This window comes from Variovorax sp. LjRoot290 (genome assembly GCF_964253985.1).
GTDB lineage: Bacteria > Pseudomonadota > Gammaproteobacteria > Burkholderiales > Burkholderiaceae_C > Variovorax.
Map to the genome: position 1 here is coordinate 194,614 of NZ_CAXURW020000003.1, position 18,980 is coordinate 213,593.

The window sequence follows — 18,980 nt, forward strand, 5'->3', positions numbered from 1 at the left end:
ATGCCAATGTCGGGTTTTTTCGCCCCGATTGCTCGGGGTTCGCGCACTATGTGGCGTGGCCCAATCTCGGTGAAAACATTGCATGCCAGGCGTAAACCTCTGATAATGCCTTTTATGGCAAGTACTCCAACCTCAGATCCCGATGCGGTCGTGGATCGAGTCCAGCGACTCGGTCAGCGAATCCGTGCGGCGCGCACGCGCCGGCGGCTGCGGCGCGAAGACTTTGCGCAGCGTGCGGGCGTTTCCCGATCGACGATGGAAGCCATCGAGCGCGGAGAGCTGAGCACGGGAATCGGCGCATACGTCAAAGCGCTGTGGGCGCTCGGTCTCGACGAAGAGGTTGATCTCCTCGCGGATCCTGGATTGGACCGCGACGGCCTGGCGCTGGAACTCTCGACCCAGACCAAGCGGGTGCGCGTGGGAACGAAGGTCGACGATGACTTCTAAGCACAACCAGCCTCCGCCGAACCAGGCATACGTTTGGGTGTACCTCCCAGGCGACGTCCATCCAACTTTGTGCGGGCGATTCAACAATGAAAAGACCCCCGCCGGCGGCGTCGGCAAGTTCGTTTACGCCAAGTCCTATCTGGCCCTGACCCACGCGCGTCCGATCGATCCCGTGATGCTTCCGCTGCGGGCCGGCGAGCATCAGACGACCGCGCAGCTCGGGTTCTTTGGCGTGTTCGTCGACGCATCGCCCGACGATTGGGGCCGTGGGGTGATCGACCTGATGTACGGCAAGCCCGAATCGCCGGTCGGATACCTACTGCGCAGCCAGGGTGACCGGGTGGGGAATCTCGATTTCAGCGAAGCGCCAGACGTGCCACCAGTGCAACGCGGCCTTCCGGGGCGCGACGTGCTCAAGGCCGCGGTCGGTGTTCTTGCCGGGATAGAACGTGGACGCAAGGAGGACCCGTCGCTGGAGAACTGGGTCCGACCGAATACGGCGATGGGCGGAGCCAGACCAAAGCTGACTATCGCGGACGAAGCGTTCCAGTGGCTTGCGAAGTTTCCATCTCGCCACGATGACCCTGAAGTTTCGGTGGCTCGCCTCGAGCATGCGATGCACGCGCTCGCCAGGCGCTGCGGTATCGCTACGGTGGATTCGGAGATCGTCACGATCGACGGCGCCGAGCTCCTACTCGTGAAGCGATTCGACCGAACGGCCGTGAAGAGCGAGGACGGCGCCACAGCGTGGTGCCGCGACGCATTCGTCAGCGGACGGACGGTCCTCAGGTCCTCCGGTGTCAACGAGAACTCCTACACCGGAAGCTATCCCGGCCTGGCGCGCGATCTGACGCGGTGGAGCGCCAAGCCGCTCGCGGACAAGCACGAATTGTTCGGACGAATGGTGTTCAACTGCGTCGTGTCAAACACGGACGACCACGACCGCAACCACGGCTTCGTCGCCGATGAAATGGGCGTTGGATTCCGTTTGTCCGGTGCTTACGACATGGTCCCTCGGATTCCGACAACCCAGAGGCGCGTACAGGCAATGCGCGTGGGCGACGATGCCGAACCGACCCGCGACAACATCCTCAGCGAGTGCGCGAGCTTCGACCTGTCGCGAACACAGGCGGCCGAAATCCACGACAGAATCCAGGCGGCCGTTCGACAGAACTGGCGAGAATGCTTCGCCCAAAGCGGCCTGAGTGAGGCCGCGATCGAGAAGTTTTCCAGTTGCTTTCCGCCGTCACTGAAACAGGTCGTCAGCCGAGCGGCTCGCTCTGGCCTGGCAGATGCCGAGGAAGATGAAGGAAGACCACGAGAGGAGCGCACGAGCGGCGGTTGAGTGCTTGAGCGACCTTTCGCGAGAACTTCTGCACGCTCGACCTAGCGCGATCAGCATCGGAGATGACAGACTCGTCGGATCGAAGCTTTGAAGCTGGCCGAAGGCCCTGAAGGCCCGCTACTTGGAGCGGCGTGCGTTCTCCCCGCCGATTGCGCCTCAATGGTGTGTTCGGCGCCAGTTCCCACGGCGCCGATGGCCGCCGCCTCAGCTTCCTCAATTTTCCGTGTGCTGCACGACTCGAAATGAATGAACCCTTTGAAGCGACCGCTGCCCACCCGTACATGCTTAACCTCGAGCGCATCGTGCGCATGGCCCCTAACATGACGGATGAAGAGCGCGCAGCGCTGGCCGAATGGGCGGAGGAAGCCCTCGAAAGCGCGACCCCGATCGATACGGCCAGCTGGCCTGGTTGGCGCGCCGTGGTCAACCGCCTCTCTCACTAAGACAAGGAACAGCCCATGCCATTGAATGAACTCGCGGCGGCATGCTTCGCCGGCACGGTTGGAACGGTCCTATGGTCCATGTGGAAAGGACGGCAGAAGTTGGCCGTCATTCAGGTGCTCTTGGGCGGAGCCTGCACATTGGCTGTGCTGGCCCTCAGGTAGGGCGCCTGGCTACCTGAACTCTCTCGTCTCAAACTCCAACACCTCGCTCATGGCAGTGATCGTCTTGGGTCCGACGCAGGCGACAGCGCGCAGTTGCTCGGGCGTTGCCGAGAACACGCCCATGGCCGCGCCGCGCTGCGCCAGCATTTGCGTGAGGCCGCTGCGCGATTCGCGCGAATCAACGATCAGGCGAGGCATACGGGGATCCTATTGCGCAACGCCTTCTGGCCCGCTTGTTGGTTGAAGCTCTGCGATCCGCGCCTGAACGCGTTCCGAGATGGAATCGTCGACGCAGGGAAGGAAGGAACACAAGCCGCCCTTTTCGAGGACGCGCTCCATGACCTTCGGAAGCGCTTCCGCCAGCATCGCTTCAAGGCTGAAGCACGGGATCATCAGGCCGCCGGTAAACCCCCATGTGCCCCACATCACCAGGTATGGAGCGTCCAGCTCCTCCCAAGTCTTGAACCCTGAACTCTCGGTGCGAGCTTTGAGTTCTGGCAGTTTGCGCATCGCGCGAAGCACCCCGTTCGCCTTTGCCGATCGATCAAGAACAAAGGCGTAGTGCGGCGCTGCACCGCTGGCTACCATTTCGAGCAGGGGTGTGGACGCACTCATGGCTTCGGCCCCTCGATCGTCAATAGATCCTGTCCGCTTTGTTTCGCCCATGGCTTGCCCTTGGATTCGAGTTTCGCGCATTGTGCCTCTATCACGAGCCTGTTCCAAAGGGTGCGCCGCGGGGCCTCGCCTCAAAAGTCGCTTCGGACTAGACTCTTCCGCATGTGCTATTCCGCCCAGATCCGAGCCGAGTACAAGCAGTTCGTCCGCATGTTCGGCGGCGTCCTCAGCATCAGAGCCTTCTCGAAGCTCTACTTCGAGCGTCAGAGCGACCCGAAGATCAAGATCCCGAAGGCCGTCGACGACCTCTTCCTGAACCCGCAGACCGACGACGAACGCGAGATCAAGGCACTCATCGACGCCTTCAACGCCGAGCAGGCCTCGCTGCTCGAGCAGGATCTTTTCAAGCAACGCAAACGCCTGGCCGATGGCGAGCGGAGCCTGCTCGTCAAGACGACCAAGAAGGCCACCGACGACGTTCGTATCGCCACCGACAAGATCGAGAGGGCCCGCGGCAAGCTCGCAGACCTCAATCGCATTGAGCCCAAGGCGCGCGACGCCCGGATCTTCCCTGGCGTGTATGCGCCCGTGATGGTCTGGGAGGATGGTCAGCGCGTGGTCAAGCCCATGCGGTACCAGTGCCGGCCGGCGGGCAAGCCGGCCTTCTACGACACGAAATACCCCGGGACCTACAACGCCAGGCGGGACAATCTCGAAGGATTCTGGAAGGACCTGTACGGCTTCTCCCACGGCATCATGGTCGTGAACGCCTTCTTCGAAAACGTCGATCGCGATGGAAAGAACGTCGTACTCGAGTTCAGGCCGCAGCCGGAGCAGGACATGCTCGTGGCATGCCTTTGGTCACACTGGCGAGCGCCTGGACAGCCCGAGCTGCTGTCCTTCGCTGCGATCACTGACGAACCGCCGCCCGAGGTCGCAGCTGCGGGCCATGACCGTTGCATCGTCCCGATCAAGCCTGAGAACGTCGACGCCTGGCTGAAGCCAGATCGATCGAACCTGGCCGCCCAGTACGCGATCCTCGACGATCGCGCGCGGCCGTATTACGAGCATCGGCTGGCGGCGTAGATGGCTGCGGCCTGGAAGGTGGGGTCGACCGCCGAGCCGTCCGGCCTCCGACCATCACGAGGGGCACGATCTGCGGCAAACTACCCTCATGGATCTCGCCACGCTCATCACTCCCGACGGTTCTGCAGGTTCGGGATTCAATCTCATCGCGCCCTGAAGATGGAAGCCGAACTCCGACACCTGCTAGGGAAGGCGCGCGATGCCGCGCGCGGCGGCCGCGATGCCTGGGCGGTTCAGTCCACCGGCGAGAAGGTGGCGGTCGCATTGATCCTCAACCATGCCGACTGGCTCTCGGAGATCGACTACACATTGGCAGAGGCGATTGATCGCACCGGCCCGCAATGGCGCGAGCTGATCCCGATCGTCGCCCGGCAGCTGCGCAGCGAAGGTTTGATCTGACTGCGAGCAGCCTGCCTGCGGATGCGGCAGCCAAAGTCTGCGGCACCGGCGCTACAGTGGTCAGGCGCGCAGACCCGGGAAGCTCCCGCCCACCTGGTCGATAGGAGTGATCTGTGTCGCATCCAGTGCAATCAGGCTTCCGCTGCCAGCGGTCCAGCGTCCTCCATCAGGTTGGGGTACCGCAAGGCATCGAAGCCCGCGGAGCACAGGGCCTCCTTGAAGCCGAGGCCGAGGCGCGGGAAGCGGCAGCCGCGGGCGCTGACCACGAATGTCAATCACCTAGCGCTGCGCTCGCAATCTCCCCTAATATTGGAGCGATGACACGAGACCATGAGGAACAGCTCCTGGCGTTCAGCGCCGCTCAGAGCCTTCGCTTTCGCGAGGAGGATTGGATGCAGCTCGCGGCAACCGGCCCAGTCAGCCGTGAGGAGGTTGCGGCGGCGGCTCTTTTTCTTGCAGGAGGATACTGGTACGGTCACAAGGACGCGCTCTTCCGGGTCGCTGAGCGCCTGTATCCGCGATCGGTTGGCAAATTTTCCGAGCGCGCGAGGGCGGTCGAGTTCAACTGCAGCCGATTCGACCATATGCTGAAGACCAGGATCGCCCATGAATCACGCCACCCCTGAACTCGCAGCAGCACTGTCGACCATGCTCGACAGGATCGATGCGACGCTGCGCGAGAACTCTTATCAAGGCGAGCCGATCATCATGTACTTGGCAGGTGGGCTGGCCGTGAACTACTACTGCGGAAGCCGTGTTACTGCTGACGTGGACGCGAGCTTCTCGCGCCGGATGGCGCTTGATTACAACGACTTAGTCATCGATTTTGCTGACGCCATGGGGTCCCCTACTCAGCTGTACTTCGATACAACGTACTCTCCAACATTGGGTCCGATGCATGAGGACTATGAAACCGATTCTCAGGAGTGGGTTGGCATTGGTAACGAGCGGCGTCTGATCAAATTGAGGGTGCTTTCTCCGGTGGACGTAGCGGTTTCGAAACTCGGCCGTTTCGAAGGCAACGACCGAGGCGACATCCTCGACTTGGCCAAGCACGGCTACTTTACGGTGGACGAGTTCCGCCAGCGCGCCGAAGCGGCCGCGAGCTATTTCGTCGGCAATCTGCGCCGTCTGCAGACCACGATCGACATCGTGTGCAAAGACATTGAAGACCTGGAGCCCCCGCCGGCGGCAGCGCCCGGGACTACTTAGTTGAAGGCGCCTCCTCGAATCATGGCTACGTGTCGCCGGTTGATCTCGATAGCCGCCTGGTCGCCGTGCGACATGGCACTCAGCGACAGTTCGCTCGACTTCGTGAACCGGTGGCCGATTCTCACGCCGTAGGCCCGGGTGATCCAAGCGACCAGACCCTGGAAGTAGACGGCCTCGTCCAGATCGCGCCACTTCACGCCGGCGACGCCGCGGCTCCAGGGGAAGACGCCGGCGTAGACCCACACGCCGGCCTCATCAACGTAGAGCTTCACGCTTCGGATCATCAGCATCTGATACCCGAAGTACGCCACGACCAGTGCGCCGGCGCCGATGGCCACTCGCCAAGAGAAGATCTGGACGAGCAGCGGGACCGCTACCACCAGGATGAGAGAACAAGCGAGCACCGGCCCGACGTAGGCGAGCCAGGATTTTCGGCTCAGGATTGCGGCTTGGCCGCTCATTGCGATGCTGTTCTCTTCGCTCATCATTTCCTCAAGTGCTCTCGATGGGTTTGCGGGTGATGGTTCCAAACTCGAAGTGGTGCTGGGGGTACTTGGCCCGCCAGGCGGCCACCTCCTCCTCGAGGTCGAGCTGAGATGGGGGCTGGGGATCGCCGCGCTGCGCCGCCCGGATGGCACGGTAGGCGCCGGCAATCGCCACCGTCAGGCCCGGTGCATGGCTCGATGCACCGCCGGAGGTGCAGAGGCGAACTCCTTCCGTCGCGCGCCCATGGCGGTTGGCTACCTCAACCCAATCGCCATTGCCCCCCTGAAAGATCACCAGGGTGCGCAGTTCGTTGTGTGGCAGGTCCCGATCGTCCGTCAGGTAGACGGCGGACTCGCTCATCCCGGAAACCTCAGGACGATGCGACGGGGCGCCGAGTCATCCGGCTCAGGCTCGATCTGATCGTCGGGAGCCGCAATGCGCTCCGAGCGCCGCTGCGCCAGGAACGATAGAAGGCGCTCCTCTGCGCGATCGCGCGTGAGGTTGAACACCGGAACCTCGCGCTCGGAGGCCAAGCGGATCGCGGTCCCCGTGCCGCCGGTCTTCGAGTTGACGTCCGAAGCGCTTTCGGCGCCATCAGCCGTCCAGCAGAGGACGAACTCCGATGGTTCTTCAAGGCTGTGACCAAGGAGCTGGTGGCAGTTTCGCGCGTGTAGCGCGCGAGGACCGCGGGTGAGCATGGCCCATCGCGGGTGCAGCAGTGCGGCCATTTCGAATGCCTTTGGTGCAGGGAGGAACGTCGACTCCTCCGGGTTCGGCCGCCTGTTCTGAAACCCCGGCCAGGGCAGCCAAATCGCCTTGGTCCCGCCGGCCACGTCACAGCCCTCCTCACAGGCCAGGTCGGCCCCGTTGGCGCCGCCTGAGCGCAGTTCGTAGCCTTCGCGGGCAAGCATCGCTGCGAGGTCGCGCAGGCGCTGTAGCCCCTTGGGCGGCGTCGAGCGCGAGCCGATGCCTGAGTATGTGCGAGCGACCTTCATTCTTTGGAGTGGTAGAGCGTGGTGCCGCACTGGCTACACACGTGGGCCCGAAGGAAGGTCCGGTTCATGAGGCGCTGCACCGTCAGGCGCGGACTTCCACAACTGTGGCAATGCACTCGCCCATTCTTGAGGGCGTTGGGGTGCTCGCCTACGTACCACTGATAGTCGCGGCGGCGCTTCTTCATGAGCTTCAATCGATCTGAAATGATCCAAGCGATCAACAGAGCAAGCATGACCAAGGGGACGATGATGAACAGTTCTCGCATGAAGGCTCCTTCACACCGCGACCGGCGCCTTGATGGCGGCGTGGTGCTCGTAACCAACCACCTCGAAGTCCTCGAACTCGTACTCGAAGATCGAGGCGGGCTTGCGCTTGATCACCAGCGTCGAGAATGGGTACGGTTCGCGCGAGAGCTGCAGCGCCACCTGCTCCGCGTGGTTGCTGTACACGTGGCAGTCGCCCCCGGTCCAAACGAAGTCCCCGACGTCGAGGTCGCACTGGTGCGCCACCATGTGCGTGAGCAAGGCGTAGCTTGCGATATTGAAGGGGACGCCAAGGAACGAGTCCGCCGACCGTTGATACAGCTGGCAGCTGAGTTTGCCGCGTGCGCCGGGCGATTGTGCAGGCGAGACGTAGAACTGGAAAAGGGCGTGGCAAGGCATCAAGGCCATCTTCGACAGGTCAGCAACGTTCCAGGCGCTCACGATGATGCGGCGCGAGTCGGGGTTGCTCCTAAGCGTGTCGATCACCTGCTGGATCTGGTCGATGTGGCCGCCGTCCGGTGTGGGCCAGCTCCGCCACTGCACGCCGTACACCGGGCCAAGCTCCCCATCCTCCCGCGCCCATTCGTCCCAGATGGTGACGCCGCGCTCCTTCAGCCAGTTGTTGTTGCTCGAACCGGTCAGGAACCACAGCAGTTCCTGGATGATTGACCGCATGTGCACCTTCTTTGTCGTGACGAGCGGGAACCCTTTCGCGTGAGATCGAACCGCATCTGATAACCGAACACACTCTTCGTGCCGGTACCGGTGCGATCGCTCTTGTGCACGCCATGCGCGTCGACGTGGCGAAGGTAGTCTTCGTATTGGGTCTGGATGGGGTTCATCGTCCTGTTCTCAGTGGTGCAATGGGTAAGGAGGTTGGAGACGCGCGCGGCTTCAGCGCGCGAAAGCAGGCATCTTGAGCGGTGCAGACGTTGGGGGCTGGCGGCGGGCTCCAATGCGATGGCTCCCGGCCTCGGCCTGGTTCAAGCGAGCCCTGATGGCCACCAGGACGCGATCCCGCTGCCCCGTATCGAGGTGTCGGTCTGCGACCCCCACGAACGACAGGGCCTGCTGGATCGCTTCGCTGCAGTCCGCGGAATCGAGGTCGGCAAACGAAACGAGGTCGAGGTCGCTCAGCCTGGCGTACTGCCTGGTGAGTGCGTTGCGAACTGCCGAGGGCTTCTCGCTCGGCAAACCATCGAGCGCCGTTCGTTGCGCTCGCAATGCCTTGAGAGGGCTCAGATAGATCTTGGTCGCGCCAATCCATGCGATCAGAGCTTCCGAGATCGGAGTCGAAGGTAGGGTTGATGTCGGAGCGACATCGCCATCCTTCGCGATTGCGGCGGCGGTCGCTGGTTGCCGTCCGGGAGTGCTCGCGGCGGCGGCGACAGGCTCGGAACTGCAGGTCGCCTGTCGCTCGGTGCGCAGCCAAGCCGGGGCGCGCGCGCGCTTGAAGCGCACCGTCTGCCAGTACAAGCGGGCCCGCGCGCGGACGTCGTCCAGGTGGTAGTGCCAACCGCTCGCTTCGGACACGCGCCGGACATCACCTGCCTCGCCCCACCGTATGAGCGTGGTTGTCGAAACACCGGCCAGTGCCGCCGCCGCGGAGAGGCGCGCCCAATCGTCGCCGAGTCGCACGCGCTTGGTCGGTTGGAACTGGACCTCGCGCAAACGCTCCAGCGACGGCGGGGTGAGATAGAGCCGCTCGTCCCACTTGTTGCGCTTGACTGTGATCGTGCCGTCGGCGATGCAGGCGGTGATGCACTCGGCCGTCGACCCTAGCGCCTCGGCGGCCTCCTCGACGGTGAGCCCTTGGCGACTCTGGGAACGCTTGATCACCGCCTGCAAGGTGGCAAGGGGAATTCCTTTGGCGCCGCGCCAGTTCACACCCTTGAGGAGCGCTCGCAGCTGAGGCACTGTCAGCCGCGCGCGCGCCGCCGCTTGTTCTTCCGAGAAGCCGAGCTTCTCGCGCAGCTGAGCACACTGGTGTCGTGACACATAGAGAATCCCGCGCATGGCTCCGTCCGTGCCGATCTTGTTTTTGAGCACCCCCCGATCGACAAAGTCGTCTAGCTCAGCCTGCGTGAAAAGGTACTGCTTCATCGCGGTCTCGATGGAGACCCATGACTTCTCGTTGTCTCCAGTGGGGCATTTGCGGGCGATCCACCGAGTGGCGTCAGTGCGTGTGATGTAGGTTGTGCGGCCGACCTTCGTCGTAGCCAGCATCCCATTGGCGATCGACCGCCGCACCGATTGCTCCGTGCGGCCGGCCTGTTGAGCAGCTTCTGCGATGGTCAGGCCCGGGTTCCAGACCATTGTCAGATGCCGCTTTGCGCCATGGTCGAGTGCGGGATAGCGAGCGACGTAGTCTTCGAAGTTCCTCGGTGGGCCGTCCTGGCCCCAGATCTGCGCGCATGCCGCGCAGCCCTTGGGGTGCTGGCGCTTCTGCCAGAGACGGAAGGTCACCTTGAGGTTGTCCAGCAGCGGCTTCCCGTGCCAAGGCATCGGCCGGCCCGCGCGGCGATCCGCCAACAGCTGCTCTGCAACTTCCTCGGGCACGTACCAACTGCCGAACTGCGTCGTGCGCAAATTCTTGGTGCCGTAGGGCTTCACCTGCACGGCGCGAGGCACATAGCCCATCCGAGAAAATTCACTCAATTTATCGCTGGCGATATTGAGGGGACCCTTCAATGTGCTCAGCTGCACATAGCCTTCCGGTGGTGCCGAGATCTTTTCCTTCCATTCCGTCCAGGCCTTGTGCGGGATGACCAAGTGGCGACCGACTTGCCGCGCCTTCAGAAGGCCGTTCCGAACGGCTTGGTGCACCAGGTTGTACGACCCCACCTCACGGCCGGCCTCAGCGACTGAGATTCCGCCGAGCACGTCGGAGAAAGTCAGACCCATGCGTGCGACCTGGTTCTGCACAGCCATGCGGTCTCGTGTCGCCGTGGGATCGCCGGTGATCTGCCGCAGGCGCGTTGTGAGGATCCCGGCGATGTCGACCGGGCCCATCTGGCCGACAAGTGTGGCCAGCATCGCCACCTCGGGCGGCAACCATTCGTAGGATCGCCTGCGCCCATAGAACGCCGGCGCGCGCCACTCAGCATCCGTGGGCGGGCGGCCATGCCACAACTCGAACAGTTCTTCAAACCCGTTCTTCCCCCCGCGCGCTGCACGCCCGCCAGTGCCGCCGAGCGCCTGCTTCACGCCTTCAATCTCCGCGACCGTGCGGCCCAGGACCTGTGCCAGGTCCCGATTCAGCGCTCCCGAACCGTGGATCAGCACGAAGCGCTGCCATGCCAACTGCTCGTCTGCGGTCGAATCGCCACCTCGTGGCGTCCCCTGCAGGTCCAAGCCCAGACCGACCTCGTTCTTGGCCACCGTCAGCGAGCCTCGAGCTCGTCTTGCAGCGCCGATTGACCCGCCAGCATCTGCTTCTGTGACAGCCCCGCCACCTTGCCCAGTAGAGTCATCACGGGGTCGGTCAAGGCCTGCAGTCGCTCCTTGGGGATGCTGCGCATCGCCCGGTCCCACTGGCTGAAGGTCGCAGGCAGCGCGCGCTTGACGGCCTTGGCCGCTGGGGCCACGCGCTTGAGGGCCTCGGCCATCGGCGTTCTGACCTTCTCGATGCCTCGACGGCTGATGCAGAAGAACTCGCCGGGCGCCAATGCGCTCAGATCGCCGAAGTCGATGCCGGAGGCCTTGAACTGCGGCGCCAGCGCCGACCACGCGGCGGCGTCTTCCTGGCACCCGATGAACGTGAGGTTCTTGTTGGCGAAGATCAGGCGATGTACGCTTCCGGTGTAACGCAGAGCCGTGACGTACAGGTCAAGTGCACGCTTGCGGCCCCGGCCGACGAACTCGTTGATGATGTCCGCCGCTTCGCCGATGCTCTCCGACCGCTTGCGCGACGCACTGAAGAGCTGGCCTTCGTCGATGACAACGAACAACGGCTTCCGGATTCGGTCGGCTACATCCAGGACGACTCGGCCATAGGGCACGAACTCGGCGGCGTTGGCCGCCCTGACCACGACGATTCTCCGATCCCGATTCTCCAGGCATTCCCGCAGTTCTTCCTCGTCCTTCACCGCGTCGCCATACATCAGCTCCATCTCTCTTTCCGGATCGAAGACGACTGTCACCCAGCCCTGATCGGCGAGCTGTTCGCCGATCAGTTGCCCGATGTTGGTCTTTCCGCAGCCGCGGGGGCCTACGCCCACCGCAAGGAGACCGGTCGTTGCGTACTCCGACAGGTCGAGCGCCTGCCCGCCGAGCTTGAGCACGGCGTGCATCATCTCGTCGCGCCGGATCACTGGGTGCTTCGTTTCGAGTGCCATCGCTTCAGTCCTCCTTCGCGCCGAGAACAATGTCCTTGAGCTCGACCACCTGCTTGGCATTGAGCTGGAAGACCACGGCGAAGTCGTTGATCACCTGCTCGTTGATCTGGTCCAGCACACCGGCGCGGCGGGCCTGGGCCAGCAACTTGCGCACGCTGGGCCAGTCACGGCCCAACGACGCGGGATTGCCGGCACCATGAACCTCCTGAATAGCCATGTTGAGCTGCTCCAGGGTGTACGGGCTGTCGTCGCTTCCAAGATCACAAGCCAGGCGTTCGTTCAGGATGTCGAGCAACTTCGGCGCGGACATGAATGCGCCGATCCTCCGGATGAGGGAGAGGTCAGCTTCGCTGAAGGCCCTTGGCGGCACCGGCACCTTCTCGCCCGTCACCGCCGCGACCATGCTTGCGAAGGGTTGAGTGGCGTTTGCAGTGTTCAAGGTGCCTGACACGGGCGCTAGTTCCTGGGCTTCGGGATTGGTCTTGCATGACGCGCACAGGCCCGCGGCGATGTCGTCACCGTCTTCGCTTTTGAGTGAGAAGTGACAGAGACGACACTTCTGCCCGGCTCGGCGCGAGGTGGCCTGTGGCGGAAGAAAGTGATGGCCACTGGTTGCGGCCAAGGCCTGGGGGTGAATGTGGTTCATTTGCCGGTGCGTTTCCGTTTTGCGATTCATGATGGCATCGCAATGCATGATCGCGATAGGTCGACGCGCGCGATGCGGTCAGGATTCCTCGACTCGATGCGAAGCCGGCTTGGTGCTTCTTCCGGACCTGAGCGGGCCGCTGGAATCGGGTGCCGCACGGAGCTCGGCGCGGACCTCCATCCATAGCTTCCCGAGCATGTTCTGTCCGTCGCGGTTCGGGCCCCACCCCCAGTAGTCGTCACGCCAGGAGTCTTCGACCAGCACGCGATCGCCAGTGGCGAGCAGCTTGCGCCGAACGTACTCGTGCTGGTTGGCTTTCGCCCGCAGGATGTTCCGCATGATCCCGACCTTCACGCTGTCCCAGTCCGCCCGACGACGCTCCTTGTTGAGCTCTGCGATCTTGAATGCGTCGTGAGCGGAGAACGCCTCGGCGATCGCACTGCGGATCTGGGGCCAGTTGGGGAACTTCTCGCTGTGATACGCCGCTTCCGACGTGTCGTAGCGTCCACCCTTCCATTCCAACGAAAAGGCGCTGAAGTTCGAGAGGACGTAGAAGTCCTGCTCGTAGAAGAACACGTGCGTGGGCGTGTCAAGCTTGTGATACTCGCCGGGCTCCTGAAGATCAGCATGCGATCGCGCTCGCGGAGCATCGGGGTTATGGCCGCCGGCGCTGGAGCGCGCAGCGAGCCAGGTAAGTGCCGTATCCGCGTCCTGTTGCAAGGGCTCCCCGGCGCCGTCTTCCCACGGGCCGTGATGGCCACTGCTCGAGCGCTGGGCCATCTCCTGCATGACAGCCAGGATCCGGCGAGGAAAGTCGGATCGGGCGACCTGCGCGGCGAGGGCGTGCATCAAAGCCTTGTGACAAGCGTTCCACCCATCGCGATAGTCGGGCTGTACATGTGAGGCACTTGGGTGGAACGGCTCGGGCAGCCGTACGTGTTGGTCGCTCGTCTGGATCATGCCGCGCTCCCTTCGGCCTCAGCTGCCTCTGGCACCTCGCCTTCGCTATCCCTCACTGCCGTCGTTGCGCTCACCAGGCGCTGCCCGGCGTCCATGTTCATCAGGATGACCCCGGAGGCGGCTCGGCCGGTTTCACGGATGTCCTTGACCGCGACTCGGTTGCTGACGCCATTCGACGCCAGCATGATCAGATCCTGCGCTTCGGTCACGCCCATCGCAGTGACCAGCATGCCCGTCTTGCTGTTCGCCTTGAAAGCGATCACGCCGCCTCCGGCGCGGCCCTGGACCGGGAACTCATCGACCGGTGTGCGCTTTCCAACGCCGTTCTTGCCGACGCACAGCAGATGCAGGCTCTTGGAGCCACCGTCCGGAACGATCGCAGCGCCGACCAGCGACTCGCCCTCGTCCAGCTTGATGCCACGAACGCCGCCGGCGGTGCGGCCCATGACGCGGACGTCGGACGCTTCGAAGCGTATGGCCTTGCCCGAATCGGACACCAGCATCACATCGTCCCTGTCCCGGACAGCGAAGGCGCCGATCAGAACGTCGCCGTCGTCCAGGCCGACGCCCTTCACGCCGCCCTTTCGGGTCGCGCCGTCGTAGTCCTCGATTGAGGTGCGCTTGACCTGGCCGCTGCGCGTCACGGTCAGCACGGTGGTCTCAGGGTCCTTCTCGGGCAGCGCCAGCACGGCAGAGATCTCTTCGTCCAGGCCGTCGATCACGTTGCGGATGTGGCGACCTTTGGTGGTCAGGGTTCCTTCGGGGATGCGGTAGGCCTTGATCCCGTAGACCTGGCCGCTCTTGGCGAACACCATCAGGCTGTCATGGCTGTGGCTTTGGCGAAGGAACGAAATGCTGTCGTCGTCGCCCAGCGCCATCGCGGTCTTGCCGCGCGTGCCGCGGTTCTGGCTGCGCAGCGCATTCGCTGGAAGGCGCTTCACGTAGCCGCCCTGAGTCATCGTGATGAGGACGTCCTCGCGCGGGATCAGATCCTCGCGTGTGATGTCAGAGATGCCGACGCCGATTTCTGTGCGGCGGTCCGCGCCGAAGCGGTTCGAGATGTCGCTCAGTTCCTCGCGGATAACGCCCCGGATGCGCTCGGGGCTCTCGATGATCTCCGTCAGAGCGGCGATTTTCGAAACGACTTCGGCATGCTCCGCGCGGATGCCCTCGAGCTCCATGCCGGTAAGCTTCTGCAGGCGAAGGTCGAGGATGGCCTGAGCTTGCAGCTCATCGACGGATAGCAGCGCCATGAGGCCGCTCTTGGCCGAAGCCGGGTTCTCCGCAGCGCGGATGAGGGCGATGACCTGGTCGAGCATGCCGAGCGCGGCCATGTACGCCTCTAGGATGTGGAGCCGCGCCAGCGCCTGCTTGCGCTCGTAGACGTGCCGGGCTAGAACTACCTCTTCGCGGAACGCGATCCACTTCAGGATGATGTCCTTCAGGCCCAGCTGCTTCGGCCGGCCGCCGTCGAGCACGACGCAGTTGTAGGAAATGGCGACTTCCAGCTCGGTCTTGGACGCGAGGTCAGCGAAGACAGCGTCCGTCGACTCGTCCTTTCGCAGCGCAATCCATACGCGGATGCCATCCTTGTTGCTCTCGTCGCGCAGGTCGACGATGCCTTCGATCTTCTTTTCGCGGACAAGGTCGGCGATGGTGGCTACCAGGCGAGCCTTGTTCACCTGGTATGGCAGCTCGTCGATGACGATGGCCTTGGAGCCGCGCCCACGGTCTTCTTCGTGCCAGCGCGAGCGGATCTTGATTCGCCCCGTGCCGTTCTCGACCGCCTGGGCGAATCCGTCCAGGCCGTGCACGATGGCCGCCGTCGGGAAATCAGGGGCCTGCAGGACGGCCACCACTTCGGCGGTCGTGGCGTCGGGGCGATCAAGCAGCATGAGCGCGGTCGAGCAGACCGCCCGGAGGTTGTGCGGGGGCATGCGTGAGGCCATGCCGACGGCAATACCCTCGACGCCGTTTACCAGCAGGTTCGGGAACGGCGCGGTCAGGACCGAGGGCTCCTTCTCCGACCCGTCGTAGTTCGGGTTCCACGAGATCGTCTCTTTGTGGAGGTCGTGGAAGAACTCGCCGGAGATCTTCGTGAGGCGGGCTTCGGTGTACCGCATGGCGGCTGGCATGTCGCCGTCGATCGAGCCGTAGTTGCCTTGACCGTCGACAAGTACTTGGCTCATCGAGAACGGTTGCGCCATCCGGACCATGGCCGAGTAGACCGATTGATCGCCATGGGGATGGTACTTACCGATCACGTCGCCGACCGTACGGGCGGACTTGCGGTAAGCCTTGTTGGCGGTGTTGCCGGAATCGTGCATTGCGAAGAGGATGCGGCGATGCACCGGCTTCAAGCCGTCGCGAACGTCGGGGAGCGCGCGGTCGGTGATGACGGACATGGCGTAGTCGATGAAGCTTTGCTCCATCAAGGGCTGCACGAACTGGGGAATCAGGGTGGTCATGGTCAGGAAGGAGGTTGAACTGGGTCGGGCGGTCAGACGTCGAGCTGGGCGTAGGTGGCGCGCTCTTCGATGAACGCTCGGCGAGGAGGGACCTCGTTGCCCATCAGGAGCTCAAACACCTGGTCCTCGATCTCGCCGACCTGTCCGCCGGCGGCAACGGGTGCGGTGTCGTCACCTTCGGCGCCCTGTGAGCCGAGGACGATTTCGGTGCCGTTCGAGGCAGGCGCGTACTGCAGCTGCATGAGCGTGCGGGTACTCGGATCCATTGTTGTGGTCCAAAGCTGCTCAGCCGACATTTCTCCGAGGCCCTTGAAGCGCTGCACCTCGTACCCGTCGCGGCCGCCGTGCGAAGCAAAGAAGGCTTCGAGCGCGGCATCGTCGCGGATCCAGATCGGTTCGCCCTTGCCTTTGCGCACGCGATAGAGCGGCGGCATGGCCACGTAGATGTGCCCATTGGCGATCAGGCCCGGCATGTACTTGTGGATGAGGGTCAGCAGCAGCGTGACGATATGCGCGCCGTCGACGTCCGCGTCGGTCATCAGGATCAGCTTGTGATAGCGCAGCTTCGAAAGGTCGAACGCGCTGGCCGCGCCACAGCCGAAGGCCTGCACGATGTTGTCGATTTCCTCGGACTTGAGGCCCTTGGCGACGTCATCGAGGCGCAGGACGTTCAGCGGCTTGCCCTTGAGCGCGAGGATCGCCTGCGTCTTGCGGTCGCGGCCCTGTTTGGCAGAGCCGCCGGCGGAGTCGCCTTCGACCAGGTACAACTCGCAGAGCGCAGGGTCGGTTTCCTGACAGTCAGCCAGCTTCCCGGGGAGCGTGCCCACGGAGAGCGGGTTCTTGCGTTCGACCTGGTCACGAGCTTTGTCGGCCGCGGCGCGTGCCCGGGCGGCGCGGTCCGCGCGCATGATCGCGGCTTTGGCTTCCTTCGGGTTCTCCTCGAAGAACTTCATGAGGAGCTGATAGGTCACCGTGGACACGGCGCCATTGCATTCCGTGTTCGCCAGCTTGTCCTTCGTCTGGCCCGAGAAGCGGGGTTCCGTGAGGCGAACCGAAATTGCAGCGGTCAACCCTTCGCGCACGTCTTCCGCGATGAACGCTTCTTTCGTGAGCTTGTTGTCGTCAGCGTACTTGTTGTACGCCCGAAGCAGCGCGGAGCGAAAGCCCGCGTCGTGACTACCTCCATTCGGTGTGGTGACGCCGTTGGCGAACGACACGATGGTGCTGGCGCGCTCTGCATGCACACGGAACGCGAGCATGACTTCGACTTCGCCCGCGTTCGTGGCGATCTTCTGGTGCGAAGAGAGGGTCTGGAGGACAGGTGGGTTGTGGTTCGTGCTGACCACGTCCAGGATCTCCGCGAAGGACTCTGCCTTCCATTCGGAGGCGAGGCCGGTGCGCTCGTCGTTGTAGACGATCTGGAGGCCGGGATTCAGGTGGGCGCGCGTGGAGAGCGACTGGGTGATGATGCTGTGCTCATAGGTCAGCTCGCCCTCACCCTCTTCCGCCTTGAAGATGGTCAGGTCGGGCCAGAAGCGGATTGTGGTGCCGCGATTGGCCGAGCTGCCGGTGCGCTTGAGCTTCTCCACCGGCTTGCCGCCGTTCTCGAACGCCTGGAAGTACTGGCCCCCGTCGCGCTCGATGGTCATCTCGAAGCGGGTCGAGAGGGCATTCACCACGGACGCACCGACGCCGTGCAGGCCGCCGCTGGTCTTGTAAGCGCTTTCGCCTGTTTCGTTCTCGAATTTCCCGCCCGCATGGAGCACGGTCATGACCACGGTTGCGGTGGCGATCTTCTCTTCAGGGTGAATGTCGACGGGGATGCCGCGACCGTTGTCCTTCACCGAGACGGAGCCGTCCGTGTGGACACGAACTTCGATGCGATCGCAGTTGCCGCCGAGCGCCTCATCGATCGAGTTGTCGAGGATTTCCCACACCATGTGGTGGAAGCCCTTCTTGCCCGTGTCGCCGATGTACATGCCAGGGCGCTTGCGTACCGCTTCCAACCCGCGCAGGACCTTGATCTGATTGCCGTCGTAGGCGGCTGGGGTGCTCGACATCTAAACCTTTCGTTTGGGGTGCACGTTGACTCGTGCGGATGATCGATGGTATTTTATCGTCCGCACCATAATACAAACGCGAAATAAAAATGCGCAAGGTATCTGCTTCAGAATCTGAGAACACCATGAGAAGAACACACTCAACTCGGGGCAGGGCCCGAGCGATTTCCTGGAGCGGGGTGGCCGAGTTTCTGCAAGGGATCGGCATCCCGTGCGACGAGTTGCCAGGCGCAGCTGGCTTCATCTCCGGCGTCTGCGTGAGGGATGGTGGCCTCCTCTTGGCACACTGGACTCAGCCGGCGCAAGGACCAGAAGAGTGCGAGCTCGAATCCGTAGCGAAAAGGGAACGCGGATGCGCCTGATCCGATCTGCCCGCGCGACGGTGCTGTGCCTGGCCGCCGGCCTCCGATTCGCCGCTGCCTCTGCGGGGGAGGCGCCAGCGCCGCCGACGAACGAGGACGCCCAGGCAGCCTATGCCCGCTTTGCTACCGCGTTTGTGGGCCGTCTGATCGCCGCAGGCCTACCCGGCACGCTCAGCGGAGACAAGGTCGCGGAGATCAATGAGTTCGCGCATCGCCAGGCGCTGCGTGGCTGCGACGAGCGGCAAGCGCCCGAACCGGACCCCTTCGCACAGGCCGATGTTCCGCCGCCGCCGGTCGTCTTCAACTGCACCTGGGAATCCGGAGAGCGCATCAGCCTCACGCGCGTCGCGAACACGGGTTCTTGGGTGGTCAGCGGCGACGCGGCGGCCGCGGCAGGCACCGGGATACTTCTGGTGGGGTCGAAGCAGGAGGCGCCGCTGGTCGTGGCGATTCCAACGGCGCCGATCAAGTCCCAAGTCGAAGAGGTAGCTCCTGCAGCGCCGACAGCGGTGGCCGCAGCCGCTCCCCCTATCGTCTACTCCGGCGCGAATCTGAAGGCGATGCCGAGCCCGTTCGTGCCGCCGGTGCGCGCAGAGCCGGTGCGCAGCGGCGGCCTGACGCCGGCGTCGCTCAGCCCCATGCCAACACCGTTTGCCAACGGGACCAGGTAACGACCTTCGACAACCGCTTCCC

The 18,980-nt window shown here is 63.6% G+C and carries 21 protein-coding genes and 1 pseudogene; 8 read left to right on the forward strand and 14 right to left on the reverse strand.

The genetic code is table 11. The annotated features are described in order from the left end of the window. Window positions 1–114: 114 nt before the first annotated feature. The 3 genes from ACSQ9A_RS38330 to ACSQ9A_RS38340 all read left to right on the forward strand — a co-directional run bounded on the left by ACSQ9A_RS38330 (window position 115) and on the right by ACSQ9A_RS38340 (window position 2,235). Window positions 115–447 (forward strand): helix-turn-helix domain-containing protein, encoded by a 333-nt coding sequence (locus tag ACSQ9A_RS38330; protein ID WP_436308246.1) that lies wholly within the window; start codon window positions 115–117, stop codon window positions 445–447. Further along, the gene (locus tag ACSQ9A_RS38335) at window positions 437–1,792 is read left to right on the forward strand and encodes a type II toxin-antitoxin system HipA family toxin (protein ID WP_436307976.1); all 1,356 of its coding nucleotides are present in this window, start codon (window positions 437–439) and stop codon (window positions 1,790–1,792) included. Before ACSQ9A_RS38330 ends, ACSQ9A_RS38335 begins: the two co-directional genes overlap by 11 nt. 131 nt (window positions 1,793–1,923) lie before the next feature. Further along, window positions 1,924–2,235 carry a hypothetical protein gene (locus tag ACSQ9A_RS38340; protein WP_436307977.1) on the forward strand — a complete coding sequence of 104 codons (312 nt, stop codon included), beginning with the start codon at window positions 1,924–1,926 and terminating at the stop codon, window positions 2,233–2,235. Window positions 2,236–2,406: 171 nt separating this feature from the next. On the opposite strand, the gene ACSQ9A_RS38345 is transcribed toward ACSQ9A_RS38340, so the two are convergent. Then, entirely contained in the window at window positions 2,407–2,595 is a 189-nt protein-coding gene (locus tag ACSQ9A_RS38345; RefSeq protein ID WP_436307978.1) for a hypothetical protein, read from the reverse strand. A gap of 9 nt (window positions 2,596–2,604) precedes the next feature. Then, window positions 2,605–3,063, reverse strand: a complete 459-nt coding sequence (locus ACSQ9A_RS38350; RefSeq protein ID WP_436307979.1) for a hypothetical protein — start codon at window positions 3,061–3,063, stop codon at window positions 2,605–2,607. A 111-nt stretch (window positions 3,064–3,174) separates the two neighbouring features. On the opposite strand from ACSQ9A_RS38350, the gene ACSQ9A_RS38355 reads away from it, so the two are divergent. Then, on the forward strand, window positions 3,175–4,098 hold the full coding sequence (locus ACSQ9A_RS38355) for an SOS response-associated peptidase family protein (protein ID WP_436307980.1): 924 nt from the start codon (window positions 3,175–3,177) through the stop codon (window positions 4,096–4,098). 159 nt (window positions 4,099–4,257) lie between these two features. Further along, window positions 4,258–4,497: a hypothetical protein gene (locus ACSQ9A_RS38360; protein ID WP_436307981.1), complete on the forward strand. Its 240-nt coding sequence runs from the start codon at window positions 4,258–4,260 to the stop codon at window positions 4,495–4,497. Between the two features lie 131 nt (window positions 4,498–4,628). On the opposite strand, the gene ACSQ9A_RS38365 is transcribed toward ACSQ9A_RS38360, so the two are convergent. Beyond that, on the reverse strand, window positions 4,629–4,763 hold the full coding sequence (locus ACSQ9A_RS38365) for a hypothetical protein (RefSeq protein ID WP_436307982.1): 135 nt from the start codon (window positions 4,761–4,763) through the stop codon (window positions 4,629–4,631). Between the two features lie 51 nt (window positions 4,764–4,814). Here ACSQ9A_RS38365 and ACSQ9A_RS38370 point away from each other — a divergent pair, with 51 nt between their 5' ends. After that, window positions 4,815–5,123: a hypothetical protein gene (locus ACSQ9A_RS38370; RefSeq protein ID WP_436307983.1), complete on the forward strand. Its 309-nt coding sequence runs from the start codon at window positions 4,815–4,817 to the stop codon at window positions 5,121–5,123. Continuing rightward, entirely contained in the window at window positions 5,104–5,709 is a 606-nt protein-coding gene (locus ACSQ9A_RS38375; protein WP_436307984.1) for a DUF6036 family nucleotidyltransferase, read from the forward strand. Before ACSQ9A_RS38370 ends, ACSQ9A_RS38375 begins: the two co-directional genes overlap by 20 nt. On the opposite strand, the gene ACSQ9A_RS38380 is transcribed toward ACSQ9A_RS38375, so the two are convergent. The 11 genes and pseudogenes from ACSQ9A_RS38380 to ACSQ9A_RS38430 form a co-directional block, all read right to left on the reverse strand. Continuing rightward, entirely contained in the window at window positions 5,706–6,194 is a 489-nt protein-coding gene (locus ACSQ9A_RS38380) for a hypothetical protein (protein WP_436307985.1), read from the reverse strand. The two genes, ACSQ9A_RS38375 and ACSQ9A_RS38380, sit on opposite strands and share 4 nt — an antisense overlap. A gap of 7 nt (window positions 6,195–6,201) precedes the next feature. Next, on the reverse strand, window positions 6,202–6,555 hold the full coding sequence (locus tag ACSQ9A_RS38385) for a hypothetical protein (RefSeq protein WP_436307986.1): 354 nt from the start codon (window positions 6,553–6,555) through the stop codon (window positions 6,202–6,204). Then, a complete protein-coding gene (locus tag ACSQ9A_RS38390) occupies window positions 6,552–7,190 on the reverse strand; it encodes a hypothetical protein (protein WP_436307987.1) in 639 nt (212 codons plus the stop codon). The genes ACSQ9A_RS38385 and ACSQ9A_RS38390 overlap by 4 nt, the downstream gene beginning before the upstream one ends. Beyond that, window positions 7,187–7,456 carry a hypothetical protein gene (locus tag ACSQ9A_RS38395; protein ID WP_436307988.1) on the reverse strand — a complete coding sequence of 90 codons (270 nt, stop codon included), beginning with the start codon at window positions 7,454–7,456 and terminating at the stop codon, window positions 7,187–7,189. The genes ACSQ9A_RS38390 and ACSQ9A_RS38395 overlap by 4 nt, the downstream gene beginning before the upstream one ends. 10 nt (window positions 7,457–7,466) lie before the next feature. After that, a pseudogene (locus tag ACSQ9A_RS38400) lies at window positions 7,467–8,296 on the reverse strand (thymidylate synthase). Window positions 8,297–8,348: 52 nt separating this feature from the next. Beyond that, complete coding sequence (locus tag ACSQ9A_RS38405) at window positions 8,349–10,835, reverse strand: helix-turn-helix domain-containing protein (RefSeq protein WP_436307989.1); 2,487 nt, start codon at window positions 10,833–10,835, stop codon at window positions 8,349–8,351. 2 nt (window positions 10,836–10,837) lie between these two features. Further along, a complete protein-coding gene (locus ACSQ9A_RS38410; protein ID WP_436307990.1) occupies window positions 10,838–11,791 on the reverse strand; it encodes a hypothetical protein in 954 nt (317 codons plus the stop codon). A 4-nt stretch (window positions 11,792–11,795) separates the two neighbouring features. After that, complete coding sequence (locus ACSQ9A_RS38415) at window positions 11,796–12,467, reverse strand: hypothetical protein (protein WP_436307991.1); 672 nt, start codon at window positions 12,465–12,467, stop codon at window positions 11,796–11,798. A gap of 48 nt (window positions 12,468–12,515) precedes the next feature. After that, complete coding sequence (locus tag ACSQ9A_RS38420) at window positions 12,516–13,397, reverse strand: NADAR family protein (RefSeq protein ID WP_436307992.1); 882 nt, start codon at window positions 13,395–13,397, stop codon at window positions 12,516–12,518. Further along, complete coding sequence (gene gyrA, locus ACSQ9A_RS38425; RefSeq protein WP_436307993.1) at window positions 13,394–15,865, reverse strand: DNA gyrase subunit A; 2,472 nt, start codon at window positions 15,863–15,865, stop codon at window positions 13,394–13,396. Before gyrA ends, ACSQ9A_RS38420 begins: the two co-directional genes overlap by 4 nt. 32 nt (window positions 15,866–15,897) lie before the next feature. Then, window positions 15,898–17,925, reverse strand: coding sequence for a DNA gyrase/topoisomerase IV subunit B (locus ACSQ9A_RS38430; protein ID WP_436307994.1), 2,028 nt, complete (start codon window positions 17,923–17,925; stop codon window positions 15,898–15,900). Between the two features lie 352 nt (window positions 17,926–18,277). On the opposite strand from ACSQ9A_RS38430, the gene ACSQ9A_RS38435 reads away from it, so the two are divergent. Then, complete coding sequence (locus ACSQ9A_RS38435) at window positions 18,278–18,958, forward strand: hypothetical protein (RefSeq protein WP_436307995.1); 681 nt, start codon at window positions 18,278–18,280, stop codon at window positions 18,956–18,958. The last annotated feature ends 22 nt before the right edge of the window (window positions 18,959–18,980 follow it).